Annotated in this window: 11 protein-coding genes and 1 pseudogene; 9 read left to right on the top strand and 3 right to left on the bottom strand. The window is 61.5% G+C overall.

Annotated elements, in window-relative coordinates; genetic code table 11:
* Positions 1-266: 266 nt before the first annotated feature.
* Both AWC17_RS03105 and AWC17_RS03100 read right to left on the bottom strand, forming a co-directional pair.
* Positions 267-1,814, bottom strand: coding sequence for an acyl-CoA synthetase (locus tag AWC17_RS03105; RefSeq protein ID WP_007172220.1), 1,548 nt, complete (start codon positions 1,812-1,814; stop codon positions 267-269).
* Positions 1,815-1,876: 62 nt separating this feature from the next.
* The gene (locus AWC17_RS03100) at positions 1,877-3,076 is read right to left on the bottom strand and encodes an acyl-CoA dehydrogenase family protein (protein ID WP_007172221.1); all 1,200 of its coding nucleotides are present in this window, start codon (positions 3,074-3,076) and stop codon (positions 1,877-1,879) included.
* Between the two features lie 768 nt (positions 3,077-3,844).
* Here AWC17_RS03100 and AWC17_RS03095 point away from each other — a divergent pair.
* The gene (locus tag AWC17_RS03095; protein WP_007172222.1) at positions 3,845-4,498 is read left to right on the top strand and encodes a TetR/AcrR family transcriptional regulator; all 654 of its coding nucleotides are present in this window, start codon (positions 3,845-3,847) and stop codon (positions 4,496-4,498) included.
* A 214-nt stretch (positions 4,499-4,712) separates the two neighbouring features.
* On the opposite strand, the gene AWC17_RS03090 is transcribed toward AWC17_RS03095, so the two are convergent.
* The gene (locus AWC17_RS03090; protein ID WP_046184313.1) at positions 4,713-5,513 is read right to left on the bottom strand and encodes an enoyl-CoA hydratase/isomerase family protein; all 801 of its coding nucleotides are present in this window, start codon (positions 5,511-5,513) and stop codon (positions 4,713-4,715) included.
* A 387-nt stretch (positions 5,514-5,900) separates the two neighbouring features.
* Between AWC17_RS03090 and AWC17_RS03085 the strand changes: the two genes are divergently transcribed.
* The 8 genes and pseudogenes from AWC17_RS03085 to AWC17_RS03050 form a co-directional block, all read left to right on the top strand.
* Positions 5,901-7,454, top strand: coding sequence for an acyl-CoA synthetase (locus AWC17_RS03085; protein WP_007172224.1), 1,554 nt, complete (start codon positions 5,901-5,903; stop codon positions 7,452-7,454).
* A gap of 92 nt (positions 7,455-7,546) precedes the next feature.
* On the top strand, positions 7,547-8,605 hold the full coding sequence (locus AWC17_RS03080; RefSeq protein ID WP_007172225.1) for a BtrH N-terminal domain-containing protein: 1,059 nt from the start codon (positions 7,547-7,549) through the stop codon (positions 8,603-8,605).
* 338 nt (positions 8,606-8,943) lie between these two features.
* Entirely contained in the window at positions 8,944-10,401 is a 1,458-nt protein-coding gene (locus AWC17_RS03075; RefSeq protein WP_007172226.1) for a flavin-containing monooxygenase, read from the top strand.
* A 447-nt stretch (positions 10,402-10,848) separates the two neighbouring features.
* Positions 10,849-11,460, top strand: coding sequence for a TetR/AcrR family transcriptional regulator (locus AWC17_RS03070; RefSeq protein WP_046184315.1), 612 nt, complete (start codon positions 10,849-10,851; stop codon positions 11,458-11,460).
* Between the two features lie 56 nt (positions 11,461-11,516).
* On the top strand, positions 11,517-12,815 hold the full coding sequence (locus AWC17_RS03065; RefSeq protein WP_007172228.1) for a cytochrome P450: 1,299 nt from the start codon (positions 11,517-11,519) through the stop codon (positions 12,813-12,815).
* Positions 12,816-12,826: 11 nt separating this feature from the next.
* On the top strand, positions 12,827-13,018 hold the full coding sequence (locus AWC17_RS03060; RefSeq protein ID WP_007172229.1) for a ferredoxin: 192 nt from the start codon (positions 12,827-12,829) through the stop codon (positions 13,016-13,018).
* 121 nt (positions 13,019-13,139) lie between these two features.
* Positions 13,140-14,198 (top strand): LLM class flavin-dependent oxidoreductase, encoded by a 1,059-nt coding sequence (locus AWC17_RS03055; protein WP_007172230.1) that lies wholly within the window; start codon positions 13,140-13,142, stop codon positions 14,196-14,198.
* Positions 14,199-14,535: 337 nt separating this feature from the next.
* A pseudogene (locus AWC17_RS03050) lies at positions 14,536-15,553 on the top strand (flavin-containing monooxygenase); the annotation flags it as partial.
* Between the last annotated feature and the right edge of the window lie 140 nt (positions 15,554-15,693).

Genomic DNA, 15,693 nt, shown 5'->3' with positions numbered 1-15,693 from the left:
CAGCGCCGTCTTCCACAAGGGCAAGCCGCTCGAACGGCCTATCGACATCACACCCGAACCGTCGGCAGCTGAGCCTCGAACCGTCGGATCATCCGCCATCCCGCTGCGCTGCCACTCGTATCCACCCATGAACGACTCTCACCCAAAGCGATTCGGCAGGCGTGCGAAGATTTACGTCCATGCTGCCGCTGACCGCATTCTGCGTACCGCAACGTGGTCGAGGTGTGGCGAAAAGCAAATGTGCGTCTGGCCGAGAGAACGGCGTTTCAACGCAGAACTGAAAGCCCCTCCCCGCCGAATTGCAGGCGAAGCTCCGTCTTGAGCACCTTGCCGGTGGCGTTTCGCGGCAAGTCGGGAACGACATGTACTCGTGACGGGCATTTGAAGTGGGCAAGGCGTTCTCGAGCGTAATCGATAAGCTCCTCTGCATTGACGGCGGCATCCTGCTGAAGGGCCACGACGGCCACCGGAGTTTCGCCCCAACGCGGATGCGGCACACCGACAACCGCGACCTCGCGCACGGCATGGTGACGGTAGAGGACCTGCTCCACCTCGATCGGGTAAACGTTCTCACCACCGCTGATGATCATGTCTTTTTTTCGGTCGACCAGAGTGATGAAACCTTCTCGGTCAATGCGGCCCAAGTCGCCAGTATGAAACCAGCCGCCACGAAAAGCTTGCACTGTCGCCTCGGGAAGACCCCAGTAGCCCGCGAATACGTTAGGGCCGCGCACTACTAACTCGCCCACCTCGTCGACGGGGACGTCGTTGTCGGCGTCGTCGACGATACGAGCTTCGACGTGAAAAGCCGTCCGACCGATCGATCCGGCCTTCTCCTTAACGTGTTCAGCGTCGAGGAATGAGACGATAGGCGCGGTTTCGGTCATCCCGAAACCCTCCTGGAACGGCAGACTGCGTCCTTGGAAGAATTCGATGACGGTCAACGGACACGGTGCGCCACCCGCAGCCGCCAGTTCGAGAGCCGACAAATCGTGGTCCTCGAATCCATCGACGTTCATCAGCGCGGCCCACATCGCCGGAACCATGAATTGCACTGTCGCATGCTCTTGGGCCATCATCGCCAGCGTCTGTCGCGGATCGAAGGACGGCAGCAGCACGCTGCAACCGCCGACATGCAGCAGCGGCAGCGTGTGCACTCCGAGTCCCCCGATGTGGAACATCGGAGCCACGGCGACGGTCACGTCCGTCTCACGCAGCCCGCGCCCGATTGTCAGCGCGTTCATGACGTTCCACAGATGGTTGTCGTGGGTGAGCATCACACCTTTGGGACGCCCCGTAGTCCCGGACGTATACATCAGATTTGCAATGTCATGGCCCGCCACGTCGGAGCCCACAGCTGTGGGCGCTTCACTGTTCACAACGTCGTCGTAGGAAAGCTCACCGGCAAGGCATTCACCGCCGACGGCCATTTGGTGGCGGACCCGCACCCCATCCTCTGACACCGCGGCGCGGGCGACCGGGGCCAGCGGGTTGGAATACACGAGCACGTCTGCGCCTGAGTCGGCCAGCTGGTAAGCCACCTCTGCTGGCGCCAACCGCACGTTCATGGGCACGAAGATCGCGCCTAGTTTCGCGGCCGCCAGCATCGTTTCTATGAACGCGGGACTGTTGATCAAGAGACCGCCAACCCTGTCGCCCTTGCGGACACCGAGCGCTCGCAGGGCACGCGCAAGCCGGTTGGTCCGTTCATCGAGCTGAGTGAAGGTGATCCGTCGGTTATCGTCAACGAGGGCGGTGCGGTCGCCGGACAGGAAGGCCCGTTTCGTCGCCCAACTGCCAATACCCCTGTCCATGTGAACTCCTTCGGAGCCGGTCGCCCAGACACGTCGTCGTGGGCCGATTCAGTGCCGAACAGCTATAAGCCGATGCGCTTGGCGATGATCTCGTTCATGATCTCGTTGGTGCCACCGCCTATTCCGAGAATGCGGCAATCTCGGTAATGCCGTTCGACTTCGGACTCGCGCATATAACCCATCCCACCAAAGATTTGAACCGCCTCATTCACCACATAATCGCACGCGTATACGGCGGTGTTCTTGGCCATCGACACCTCAGTGACTACATCCTCCCCGGCCAGCCACCGTTGCATCACGGCGCGGGTGTAGGCGCGCGCGACGTCGACCTGCCTGGCCATTTCCGCGAGCTTATGGCGGATCACTTGACGAGCCGTCAGAGGTTTCCCGAAAGTCTGGCGTTCGCGCGCCCAACCCTTGGCTAATTTGAGCGCGCGCTCCGCCGTCGCGTATGCCTGCACGGCAATGCCGAGTCGTTCCGACTGAAACTGCTGCATGATCTGCAAGAATCCGCCGTTCTCTGCCCCCACCAGGTTCGCAGCGGGAACGCGAACGTCAAAGAACGAGAGTTCTGCGGTATCGCTGCAACGCCATCCCATCTTGTCCAGCCGGCGGTCAACCTTGAACCCCGGTGTGCCCTTGTCGATAACCAGCAACGAAACTCCGCCGTACCCGGGTCCCCCGGTACGCACCGCGGTAGTCACGAAGTCGGCGCGGACACCGCTCGTGATGAAGGTCTTAGCACCGTTGACCACGTACGTGTCACCATCGCGGACTGCTCGTGTGCGTAGGTTCGCCACATCTGAGCCCGCTCCGGGCTCGGTGACTGCCAGCGAGCCGATCATATCTCCGGCCAGGGTGGGGCGAACGTAGTGGTCGATCAGGGCATCCGATCCATTCGCGGCGATGTGCGGAAGCGCGATGCCGTGGGTGAACAACGCGGCGCACACGCCGGTAGACCCACCGCACGCCAGAATTGCCTCGGTTACCAACGCCGAATCGATCGCGTCGCCGCCGCTGCCTCCCACGTTCTCGGGGAATCCAACCCCGAGAAGTCCCACATCGGCAGCCTTACGGTGCAGCTCGCGCGGGATTTCACCTGCCTCCTCCCAATCCGTCACTTTCGGTGTTATCTCGCGAGCGACGAAAGATCGCGCCAACTGGCTCAGTGCTAGCCGCTCCGGCGTGGTCCACGGATCGTTGGGCACAGCGCAGCCTTCCGTCCCGGCTATGTGTTTGGTGGTTGCTTCGATATCCGTCATGATGGCTCCCGGATCGAATTGCGTCGGCAACCGAACAGCGGTTGCACGCAGGTGCAAGGTGTCTCAATTCGATTGTGCAGTCGGACGATTCGGAAAGCATTCGCCCAACGGGGCGAGCGGCCCGTGTGCTGAATTCCGAAACAATCGGAGCGAAACTTTGTCTTCGCCTCCCAGCGCACGCGCCGAAAGCATTGTCCTGGAGCATGACTGCGCCGCCCACCAACACGATCAAGCGCATAGGCGGCATCGGTCAGCCAGGCTCCTCGCGCGAGGATCGGCACTGAATCTCTCAAACCGATCCCTTCCTACCCACTCGCGACCGCGACTTAAGTCAATGCAAGGCTCGGGCGTCGCGTGCAAGTGGCCACCTCAAGGAGTGCTTCGCGTGCCCCGATTAGTCCAGAAACCGTCGAAGCTCAACAGCCTCAGTTACTGGTGGCTAACGTTACGTGCGAGGCCCAAGGATTTGCAACACCCATCGCGTAGATGTCGCGCTCCGGTGCACCAGATCTACGACTCATGCGAATGAAGGAGGTCTCGTCCGCCGATCACTGCAATCTATCCGGGTTGATTGTCTTGGTGGTTGCAGCCGCGCCGCGCTTGGAGGTACCCCGGGGCCTCTCCCAGTATGGACGTTGGATGGCGCGGCAGTTGCGCGTGGGGAGTGGGCATCGTGAAGAAGTGTTAACGTTCGTAGATCACCCGGAACGTGTGGGCGTTTCGAACGGAAGAGGTATTGCTGCTTCGACTGCGAAAGGATGGTCGACCGTGACCGACACAGTCACCGTCGGCCGCACGCGAGGAGGCGAGCGTCGCGAGCGGATTCTGGCGGCCGCCGCCGAACTCATCGCGGACCGTGGCTATCACGCTGTTTCTATGGCCGATATCGGCATCTCGGCAGGGGTCGTCGGTCCAGCGATCTACCGGCACTTTGACAGCAAGGCGGGCTTGCTGGCGGCACTGTTCGAACAAGTGATTGACACGCTGCTGCGACGGGCGTCGGCGATCGTTGAACAAAGCCGAGATGATCGCGAGGCGCTGACTGCCTTAGTAGCCGACCACGTTGCCCTGGTGATGGAGAAGCGCGAACTCGCCATTGTTTACTACCGAGAAGTCCATAATCTGCCTGACCATCGACGTAGTCGCCTGCGCCGCAAACAGCGCCTCTACGTTGAAGAGTGGGTGCACGTTTTGGGCGAGTTAAGGCCGGAGTTGGACGAGACGGAATTGCGCGCCGTTGTTCACGGCGCGATCGGTGCCATCCAATCGACGTTGCAATATCGCGATACGGGGATGCCTCCCGAGCGCGTCTCGGTGCTGCTCGCGCGGATGGGGCACGCTGTTCTCGGCGTTCCACCGTGCGAGTCGCACAGTGAGGATCGGGCAAGCCACGCGTTGCCGCAGCGCCGAGGTCGACGGTAGGCGCAACCTCGGAGTGTCCTCGCCTCGGCGTGTCCTCGGGAGGGTGATTTCGCTGAGCAGAGGCTGTCAATGATTTGCTTCGTGTCGATGGCTCCCTGGCCACGATTAAGCACGCCGCCAATCGGCTTGCTTGGCGGGCCCGCACGCCGCGCCAGTCAGCCGGCGGTCTCGCCGCGCGGTCCTTGGCACGAGCATTCGCAGACATCCGGCGTGTTCAGCGTCCCCGCCATACAGGTGCCCGTTTCTCCCGGAATGCGCGTGGGCCCTCCTGCGCGTCCGCGGAGTGGTACACGGGTTCCCAGATCTTCTCAGCCAGCGTGTATGCCTCCTCAAGGCGATGTCGCGCCGATAGATACGCAGTCTGTTTAGCGGCCAGCACCGACAGCGGAGCATTTCCAGCGATTAGAGCGCCCAGCTTCTGGGCTCGATCCCTAAGCCGAGCGGCGGGCACCACCTCGTTAACAAGACCCACTTCGAACGCCCGGGCCGCGCTGATCGGTTCGCCGGTGAGCATCATCTGCAGAGCGATTCTCGGTGGAACGAGCCACGAAAGAGGAGCGGCCCAGGGAGCTCCACGGCCGACTTTGACTTCGGTGATCGCGAACAGGGCATGCTCGGCGGCGACGATCAGGTCACACTGCTGTGCGAGCAGGAACCCGCCGGCGAATGCAACACCGTTGACCGCCGCGATGGTCGGTTTAGCGATGTCGATGTTGCGGCCGAACTGCGGGGCGAAGTCCAGTGGCGGAACCGCCAGCGCCTGGTGCGCCATCTCTTTAAGGTCGCCGCCGGCGCAGAATGCCTTTTCACCCGCGCCGGTCAAAACGAGTACGCGCGCGTCAGCGTCCTCATTGAACCGACGTGCGCCATCCCATAATCCTTGGCGCACGGCGACACTGAGCGCATTGCGAGAGTGGGGCCGGTTGATAGTCAGCCAGGCCACCCCATCGACGACGTCATAAATCACCGGATCATCCAAGGTAGTCCTTCCGCGTGTTCTGGGCACTGTCTCCATCGACAATGCCGGCGTCCCATCGGCGACCACTTGGACGTCCCAGCGACACCTTCTGCGGGGCGTGCAGGTCTGGGCTGCGACGGGGTCTTCGATTTTATCGCCTCCAACGCCACCTAATTGGAGTAGTCGACTTGGAAGTGGGGACTGGTAACACCGTTCCCGCCACAAGTCGCAGCATATGTGACTAAGCATTCACGATTGTGGGACGTGACGACGATTCGATGCAGGCGGGTGACTGGGTGGGCTCTCAGTTGTCGAGTTCAAAGGACGATTGTGCTATCCATCGGCGCCCCAGTAATGTTAACCACTGATAACGTGAGGGCGCTCGGGGCCACTGGATGTGTCATTGCCGGGCCCGCACCGGTTGAGAGTTCAGGAGGAGACGTGATGTACCTCACGCAGGGCTTGCACAGAGCACTGCAACAACACCCGGACCGCCTCGCCACCATCGACGCGGATCGAACACGGACCTATGCGCAGTCCGCACAACGAATCGCGAAGTTGGCGAGCGCATTACGGACGATTGGCGTTAACCGCGGGGATCGCGTCGGCATGCTGGCGCTCAACTCCGACCGTTACCATGAGTACCTGCTGGCGGTGCCGTGGGCGGACGCGGTATTAAACCCGATCAATATCCGCTGGAGCCCTCCGGAGATTGCCTACGCCCTGCGCGACTCCCAAACCGATGTCTTATTTGTCGATGACGCCTTCAGTCCAGCAGTCCCCGCACTTCGCGCGTCATATCCTGACCTGCGCGCAGTCGTTCATTGCGGAAACGCCCCGACCCCGGAGGGAATGTTCTGCTATGAGGAACTCATAGCCGGCGGCGAAGTCGGTGATGACGTGCGGCGCAGCGGCGATCAACTGGCCGGTGTGTTCTACACCGGTGGCACCACGGGTCTACCCAAGGGCGTCATGCTTAGCCACGCGAACCTGATGACCTCCGTGCTGGGAATGCTCAGCGTGGGAAGCTTTCTGAGTTCGGAGGCTCGACTGCTTCATGTTGCGCCGTTGTTCCATCTCGCGGACTTGGCCGCCTGGGCGGGGCAAACCACCCTGGGTGGCACACATGTGATGCTCTCGACTTTCGAGCCCAGTGCCATTCTCCAGACCATCGAACGCCACCAGGTCACCGACGTCCTTTTAGTGCCGACCATGCTGCAGATGGTCGTCGACCATCCCGCCGTCAGGGATTACGACCTCTCCAGCCTCAGAAACGTGATGTACGGGGCATCGCCGATTTCCGAGGCGGTCCTGTCGCGCGCGATGAAGACCGTGCGGTCGGCGCGATTCATGCAGGGTTATGGCATGACAGAACTGTCCCCCCTAGCCACAGTCCTGCGTCCTGAGGACCACGAGCATCCGGACCTATTGCGTTCAGCCGGCCGCGCCGCGCCCTGCGCCGAGGTCAAAATCGTCGATGCTGACGATAAGGAAGTGCCGCCGGGCAATACCGGCGAAATCGTCGTGCGTGGCGGCAACGTGATGTTGGGCTACTGGAATAAACCAGACGAGACAGCGGCCGCGCTGCGCAATGGGTGGATGCACACCGGTGACGCCGGTTACATGGACGAGCGGGGTTATGTGTTCGTCGTCGACCGCATCAAAGACATGATTATCTCGGGTGGCGAGAATGTCTACTCGACGGAAGTCGAGAATGTTCTGTCCAGGCACCCGGAGGTGGCGGCGTGCGCGGTCATCGGAGTTGCCGATGAAAATTGGGGCGAGCGCGTTCATGCGGTCGTCGTCTTGACCGAAAACTCCTCGGTGACAGCCGAAGAGCTCAGAGACTTCTGTAAGACTCAGATCGCGGGATACAAGGCGCCCCGTACAGCCTCGTTCGTTGATGCGCTCCCTCTCTCAGGTGCTGGCAAGGTGCTCAAACGCGAACTGCGAAAACAGTTCCGGCAAGAGTGCACAAGCACTAGCCGGGGTCGATAGGTGCCCTTGCAGCGCGCCCCGCGGCCATCGACGCGGCTGCCTCCAAAGGATTTCCCTAGACGCCCTGGGCAGGCCGTCAGGACGGGATCGTCATGGCGCGCGTAGAGGTGCCTTACAGACACGAGCTCGGCGGCCACTGCGGGTCCGGTGCCCTCCGCGATCTGACCGAGTGGGCCGGACTCCGTTGGGGTGTGCACGCCCCCCGCGAAGGACTGGTTTTCGCGCTGAGCGGCACGCTGGATTTTTCCTATGCCCGTTCCGACGAGTTATTTCCGCCGGTGTACCTCGTTGGCAGGGGCCCCGATCTCGAAGAGCAATACCTCACTAATGTCGGTGCACAGTTCGAGATTCGCGCCACCGATGACGGCGACCTCGGGTGGAAGTGGGTGACCGATCAACTCGACCGCCGCACCCCCGTGATGGTTTGGGCCGACATTGCTCATCTGCCCTATCTGCGCGCACGGTTGAGCATGAGCCGCCACGACATTGTCATCACCGGCTACGACGACGACCGAGGCGTGGCCTTGGTCGTTGACAACGACCGAGATTCGGTCCAACTGGTCCCCTACGAGGATCTCCGTCGGGCACGGTCTTCGACCGGCTTTCCCGTGCCGACCCGTCACACCGCCTACATCGTCGACTGGCCGACTACGGCGCCGGACTTGGCGGCGATCGCCGGTCCCGCCCTTATCCGAAGCGCGCAGGCGATGGCGGCAATCACCGACAGCCGGGGTCTTACAGTCACTCGCGACCCTGAGGCACAGAAGGATGGACTCGATGGTGTCGAGCATTTCGCCGTCGACGTGGCGGCGTGGCCTGACGCCCTGGACGATCACAACCTCGAAAGCGCCCTGTTTGCGCTGTGGGCGTTCATTGAGAAGGCGGGGACGGGAGGGGGGTTGTTCAGGGCCCTGCAGGCCGACGGCTGTCGAAGCATCGCCAACTTGCTGCATTCCGAAGCCGCCCTGGAGGCGTCGAGGGCTGCTCGGGAGGTGTCGACCGCCTGGACCGAAGTAGCCCGGATGGCTTACAACCCAGGCACCCCACTGCGGGCTCGCGCCGCCGCCACTGCGGCCGCAGCCGAGCGTGTGCCTGACGCCGAAAAGCGGCTCACGGAATCGCTCTTCGCCGCCGGAGCGGCTCTGACGTAACAATTTCCGCCTTGGGCCGGCCGCTGCATTCAGCTTGGCATCTGGGTGCCGAACGTCCACGCAGCGCGGCTTTTGACCCACCGGAGCCATTTTCGAGGGGTACGCTAACGACGGTTAACACTGTTGGTGGCTCCACACGTGTAGCGGTCCGCAACTGGGGCAGCAGGAGGGAACGCTTGGTGCACGGAACAAGGGTCGCCGCACCGGCGTGCGCGGGTAGGACGGCTGGTCGTGTGCCGACAACGAGCGGAAGCGCGCATCAATGCCTTAGTGCGTAGCGGCGCCGGTATCGGCGTGATCGGCAGTGCCGAGTACAAGTAGCACTTCAAGAATGAGTGATGAACATGACGGAACAACGGTCAGTCAAAGTCGCAATCATCGGTGCGGGCATGTCGGGACTGTGCATGGCGATCAAGCTGCAGGACGCCGGCATTGACTCGTACACCATTTTCGAACAGGCCGAGGATGTCGGCGGCACATGGCGAGACAACACCTACCCGGGGCTAACCTGCGATATCCCATCGCGGTATTACTCCTACTCGTTTCGGCCCAACCCGAACTGGTCGCACCTGCTGCCGCCGGGGCCGGAGATCCAGGCCTATTTCCAGCAGGTGGCCGACGAACGGGCCATCCGCCCGCACATCAAGTTCGGCGCCGAGGTCATATCCGCCCGATACGACGACGAGCGGTGGCGGATCACGACCGACGACAGCGAAGAGACATTCGACGTCCTTGTCACCGCGACCGGCGTGCTCCGGGTGCCGCGCTATCCGGACATTCCCGGCCAGGAGAGTTTTGCCGGGCCGGTGTTCCACTCCGCGGAATGGGATCACTCCGTCACCTTGCGGGACAAGCGGGTCGGACTGATCGGGACGGGCTCGACAGGCATACAGATCATTGCCGAACTCGGGGGCAAGGTCAGTCGGCTCACCGTCTTCCAACGCACTGCGCAGTGGGTCTTTCCGATGCCCAATCCGCACTACTCACCGCTGATCCAGGCCGCGTTGACGCGGTGGCCGAGGTTGAACGGCCTGGGCTATTGGTTCTGGGGATTGGTGGTCAGGCGCATCTTCGGCCGCGCGCCGATCCGTCCGGGATTTCAGCGCCGCTTGGTTCAGACGCTATGTCGATGGAACCTGCGACTCTCGGTGCGCGACCCGCAGTTGCGCGCGAAACTCACCCCGAAAGATCAGCCGATGTGCAAGCGCCAGATTATGGCGGGACATTTCTACCGTTCGGTCCAACAACCGGGTGTGGAGGTGATCAACGAGACGATCGACCACATCGAGCCTCGCGGCGTCATCACGGCCGACGGTACCTTGCACGAACTCGACCTGCTGGTCTATGCCACCGGGTTTGACGCCCGGGCCTACGTGCGCCCGCTGACAGTGGTCGGGGAGCGTGGGCTCACCCTCGACGAGGCATGGGCCGATGGCCCCACGGCGTATCGGTCGGTCGCGGTGCCCGGATTCCCAAACTTGTTCATGCTGATGGGTCCGCATTCGCCGATCGGCAACCAGTCACTGATACCGGTCGCCGAGGACCAGGCTGATTATGTGCTGTGGTGGATTAACCGGATCCGTGAGGGCCGCATCGTCGCCGCCGCGCCCACCAAGTTGGCCACCAAGGGCTACAACGACAGCATGAAAGCAGCGATGCCACAAACAATTTGGGTTACCGGTTGCAACAGTTGGTACCTAGGCAAAGATGGGCTTCCCGAATTGTTTCCGTGGACACCCGAGCGGCACCGAGAACTATTGCGTGCACCTGAGATCGCAGATTTCGAACTCCGATGAGACGCGCATCGAAAGCCAATCAAGGTCTTTTCGCGCGGATCCTGTCGCGCTTGGTGCCATGCACGTCATCGGTGAAGATGGTTTGGGGCCCTAACGCGAGCGCAAGCGTCTCGGATCAGGCGGCGGCAGAATTCGGAGCGAGGACGCTACGACGCCCATGGAATGGGGAACGACTTCGCGTGGTCTTTGGTGGTGACGACCAAGCGTGGCCACTGTCCTGGCAACGCTTACGCCCACCGTTATCACGCCGGCGTTTGCCGACTAAGCCATCGAACGCTCCGAGCCGGCGTTAGAACCGCATCAACGAAATCATGCAGGGACCGGCGATTGGTCATCTTCGACAGCAAGCAGGTGTGGTCCTCCACCGCCCGGACGGAACACTTGTGCAAGACGCATATCCTGCTCACCATGTCCACAGAGTCCGTTCGCCTCTCGTTTCGCCAGCACATGCGTGAGCAAGTTCTCAGGGCTGCGCGTGACCTCACTATCGAGAAGGGCTGGCATCGGGTTCGCATGAGTGAAGTCGCCAAGCTTGTCGGCGTGTCCCGCCCGACGCTCTACAAGGAATTCACCGATAAGCAGGGACTGGGTGACGCGCTGGTTGTGTCCGAAGGCGAACGATTCTTGAACGGCATTCACGCAGTTTCGGCACAACACGCCGGAGATGTCCGCGGGGGTATCACCGCCGCGGTGTCGTACACCCTCGAGGAAGCGGAAGCGAGCCCGCTCTTGAAGGCGGTGTTGACGTCAAATCGGCCTACAGACAAAACGGTTTCCGAGACAACCGGTATGTTGCCGCTCCTGCCGACCTCGGCATCGCTGCTGGAGCTATCCTCGGCAGCCCTCGTGACTTGGTTCAACGAGCACTTTCCAGGTCTGGATGCCGATGACGTGCATGAAGTCGCCGATGCGCTGGTGAGGCTCACTGTGAGCCATGTCGTGCTTCCTTCTGCCGATGCAAGTCTGACCGGTGAGCGGATCTCGCGGATCGCCCTTCGCTATTTGGGCGCAGATCCCGCGAGGCCGTTTACACAACGCAGATTTTTGTCTGGATGTTGACTTTATAGAGAAAAGTGTAAACACTGGCGTGGAGACACTAGCTCGGGAGGACCCTCATGACTGTCAGCGCTTCCGCTCCGAAGTCGTCGGTGGAGCGTCGTTCAGCACGTTCGTATGATTCTGCCGACCTGTCCTCGACTGCCTTTTGGGCTGGCACCGCCGCTGACCGTGAGAAGACCTACGCGGAGCTGCGCCGACGCGCCCCCATCAGCTGGCACCCGCGCGTCGAGCACACCATGATCGACGACGAGGACGACCAAGGCTTCTGGGCCGTGGTCACCCACCCGCTACTTGTCGAGGCGACCCGGCGACACGACGATTTCCTGTCTGGTCAAGGCATTGTGATGGAGTCGATCCCGCAGGAACTGCTCGACACCGCGCAAGGCTTCATCGCTATGGACCCGCCGCGGCATACCAAGATTCGACGATTGCTGGCATCCGCATTCACACCGAAGCAAATGCGGCTGACCAGTCACCAGATCGAGGCCAACGCGAAACGGGTCGTCGATGGCCTTGCCCCGCAAGGCGAGGCTGACTTCGTCGACCAGTGCGCCGCGTTGCTGCCGATGCACAACATCTTCGACATGATGGGCGTGCCGGACTCGATGCGCCGCGACATCGCGTGGGAGTCACGGTATGCCGGTGGGTGGAGCGACCCGGAGGTGATGGGCGAAGACCCGGTCATACCTCGCCTGTTCCAAGCGATGGGATTCTTGGGCGATGGCGCCCGCGAAATCATCGCCGCACGTCGCCGGCAGCCCGAAGATGACCTTATGACGAACCTCGTTCAAGCTGAAGTGGACGGCGAACAACTCACCGACGACGAGATCGTCTCGTTTTTCATACTTCTCACGATCGCCGGGAACGACACCACGCGCCAAAGCACCAGTCACGCGATGAAAGCATTGACGGACTTCCCAGACCAAAGAGCTTGGCTCATGGAGGATTTCGACGGACGGATCAAAGGGGCCGTGGAAGAATTCGTCCGGTGGGCCACACCAATCATGACATTTCGCCGGACGGCGGCTCGCGACTGCGAACTGGGCGGGCAGCAGATCACCGAGGGTGACAAGATCATACTTTTTTACAGCTCGGCCAACTGGGACACCACCGTGTTCACTAACCCGGAGAAGTTCGATCTGTCGCGCGACCCTAACCCGCACGTGAGCTTCGGAGGCGGGGGAATCCATCACTGCCTCGGCAACCAGCTGGCCAGGCAGCAACTCGCTGCGCTCTTCAGAGAACTGCTGCACCGCCTGCCTGATATTGAAGTCTGCGGGCCACCCAGCTACACCGTCAGCACGTTCTTCCACGGCGTGAATCACCTTCCCGTCCGCTTCACCCCGAACGCGTAAGGCGGCGTGGTATGAAGATCAGAGTCGACCGCAACCGATGCTCGTCAATCGGAATGTGTGAAGGCCTGGCTCCTGACTTCTTCGAGGTCAGGCACGATGGCCAACTCAATATCGTGAACCCCGAGCCACCGGAATGCCACAGATCACTCATCGAAGAAGCAGTATCGTGCTGCCCCACAGGCGCTCTCGCCGTCGAGGACTGAGACCGCGGTCCTGAGGCAACGCTGACACACCTGCTTGCTGTCGGCGGCGATGGGCTTTCGCCTTCGGGTCAACTAGCCGCTGACACCGTCTGTCACCTACCACACGATGGAGCCGTCACTTATGAGTACTTATGGACTTTCAGTCGTCGCCCCTGAACTTGCCGCGATGAAGGCCACCGCCGCGGCTGCCGACCAGGCCGGGTTCGACGCCGTCTGGGCATCCGAGTTCTACACCCGGTCGGGATCCATCTCGATGGCGGCGATGGCAACCTCGACGAACAGGTGTCGCATCGGGTCGTCAATCCTCTACGGCATCGGACGTAGTCCGCTGGTCTTGGCGACCGAAACACGCGACCTCGACGAACTGTCCGGTGGTCGGGTCGTGCTCGGGATCGGCAACGGCACCAAACGGATGATGAGCGATTGGCACTCTGTCACCGATACCAGCGCCCCCGCCCTGCGCGTCGAGGAACTCGTACCCCTTATCCGGCGCATCTGGAACCTGCACGAAGGACCCGTCCGCCATGAGGGCCGTTTCTACAATATGAATCTCGTCCCCACCGGGCCGGTAGAACCCCCTGCGCGCAATATCCCCATCGTCACCGCCGCCGTGCGGCCGCGAATGTGTGAAGCCGCCGGACGGGTCGCTGACGGCTTGGCCGGGCATCCACTCTTCACCACCGCGTATGTGGAGGAAGTCGTGCGGCCTGCGGTGGCCAAGGGCGCACAACGCACCGGGCGCGACCCTAACGGCGTCGAGATCGTGTCGATGGTGATGTGCTCCATCCACGACGACCCCGAGATCGCTCGTCGCGAGGTAGCGCAGCAGATCGCATTCTACGCCTCGGTCAGGACCTACGAACCGCTGCTCGACTTCTGCGGATTCGCCAAGCAGGGTGCCGTCATCCGAGAAGCCTTCACCCGCAGCGACTTTCAGGCCATGTTCAACGCCGTCACCGATGACATGATCGACGTCATGGGTGTCGCCGGCACCGCTGACGAGGTTCGCAACGGGCTACGCCGCTACGAGGGCGTGCTAGACCACATCATGCTCTACCCACCGTCGGTAGGTACCGCGCCTGAGCGGGTCGGACAGAACGTCGATGATCTCATCAAGCATTGCGCCCCGCCCAATATGCCTCCGGCCTCCCAGCTGCACGCGCGACCCGGACCACGGTAGCGACACGGCGATCTCGCACACAAAGTGCGCTGCCGCATCGATCGATGCCGACCTTCGGGTTCGCATGAAACTACTCATTTCCCTCTGGGACTATCTCGGTGGGGTGCAGTCCCCCAGTGACAGCCGAGCTTGCGTTTGGCAATAACGGTCCTTGGGGAAGGCTAGGACGATGCCGGTCCTCTTTCACTAGGAAGTGAAGTGGTCAGAACACGTTGTGGCACGCAGATGCGTTGCGGCGCGGACCTTCTGCGCCGCATCAAGGCGGTCCGACGGAGTAGATGCGGAGTCGATCGAGCGGTTTGGCGACAAGGTCATCGGGTTGCTAACCTCGATTAACATGTCAGAGTTGTTCGATGTGGTGGTCGTGGGAGCGGGGATTTCCGGTATCAGCGCTGCCTGGCACCCGCAGGATCGCTGCCCCGGTAATAGGTACGTAGTTCTAGAGCGCAGAAGTGATCCGGGTGGCACGTGGGATCTGGTCAAGTATCCGGGCATCAGGTCGGACTCAGATATGTGCACGTTCGGATTCCTTCAAGCCCTGGCACTCGGCCAGGTTCACTGTCGACGCGCCGACAATCAAGAACTATCTGCGTGAGGTCGCGACCGAGAACGGCATCCATGAGCACATTCACTTCGGTACCCAGGTCTTGTCTGCCGCTTGGTCGGACGCCAGCCGGCGCTGGACCATCAAGGCGGTTCGGAACGGCTGAGGAATTAGAGCTCGAGGCGCGGTTCGTCTTCATGTGTAGCGGCTATTACAACTACGACGCGGGTTACCGACCAAACTTTCCCGGCGAGGAGAACTTCGGTGGGCCCATATTGCAACCTCAGCACCGGCCCAGAGACCTTGATTATGCCGGTAAAGAACGTCGTCGTTATCGACAGCGGCGCCGGGCACATAACGATGCTGCAACGTTCGCCAACATCGACCGCTTCACCAGAACGGGTCACGAGTTGGCGGCCGATATCATCTTCTACCGCAACAGGATTGAACTTGTGGCTTTTGGGGGCGCCAAGCTTGGTCGTAACGGCCAGGATGTCGACGTCAGCAAGTCGATGACCTATAAGTCGATGTTGCTGTCCGATGTGCCCACCATGGCGTTCACCATGGGCTATATCAATGCATCGTGGACCTTGAGGGCCGACCTGGTATCGGAATACGTTTGTCGCCTGCTCAATTGCATGGACGCGCGCGGCTACGACACCGTCGTAGCCGCTCATCCAGGGAAGATGTCGAAGAAGAACCCTTCGCCGATTTCGCACCAGGCTACTTCCAGCGCGCGATGGACCAGCTACCGAAGGCGGGATCTCGAGGGCCATGGCAGGTAAAACACAATTACCTCTTCGACATCCGTGAGTGAGATATCGTCAAGACCTGTGGATCGGTGAGTTTCAGGCGACCTGCGATCCGACGGTTTGAGGCTCAGCTGCCGACGGTTCGGGTGTGATGTCGATAGGCCGTTCGAGCGGCTTGCCCTTGTGGAAGACGGCGCTG

The sequence above is a fragment of the Mycobacterium nebraskense genome (genome assembly GCF_002102255.1).
GTDB lineage: Bacteria > Actinomycetota > Actinomycetes > Mycobacteriales > Mycobacteriaceae > Mycobacterium > Mycobacterium nebraskense.
The sequence above is the reverse complement of the archived record's forward strand: the minus strand, read 5'-3'. Positions and strand labels throughout refer to the sequence as shown.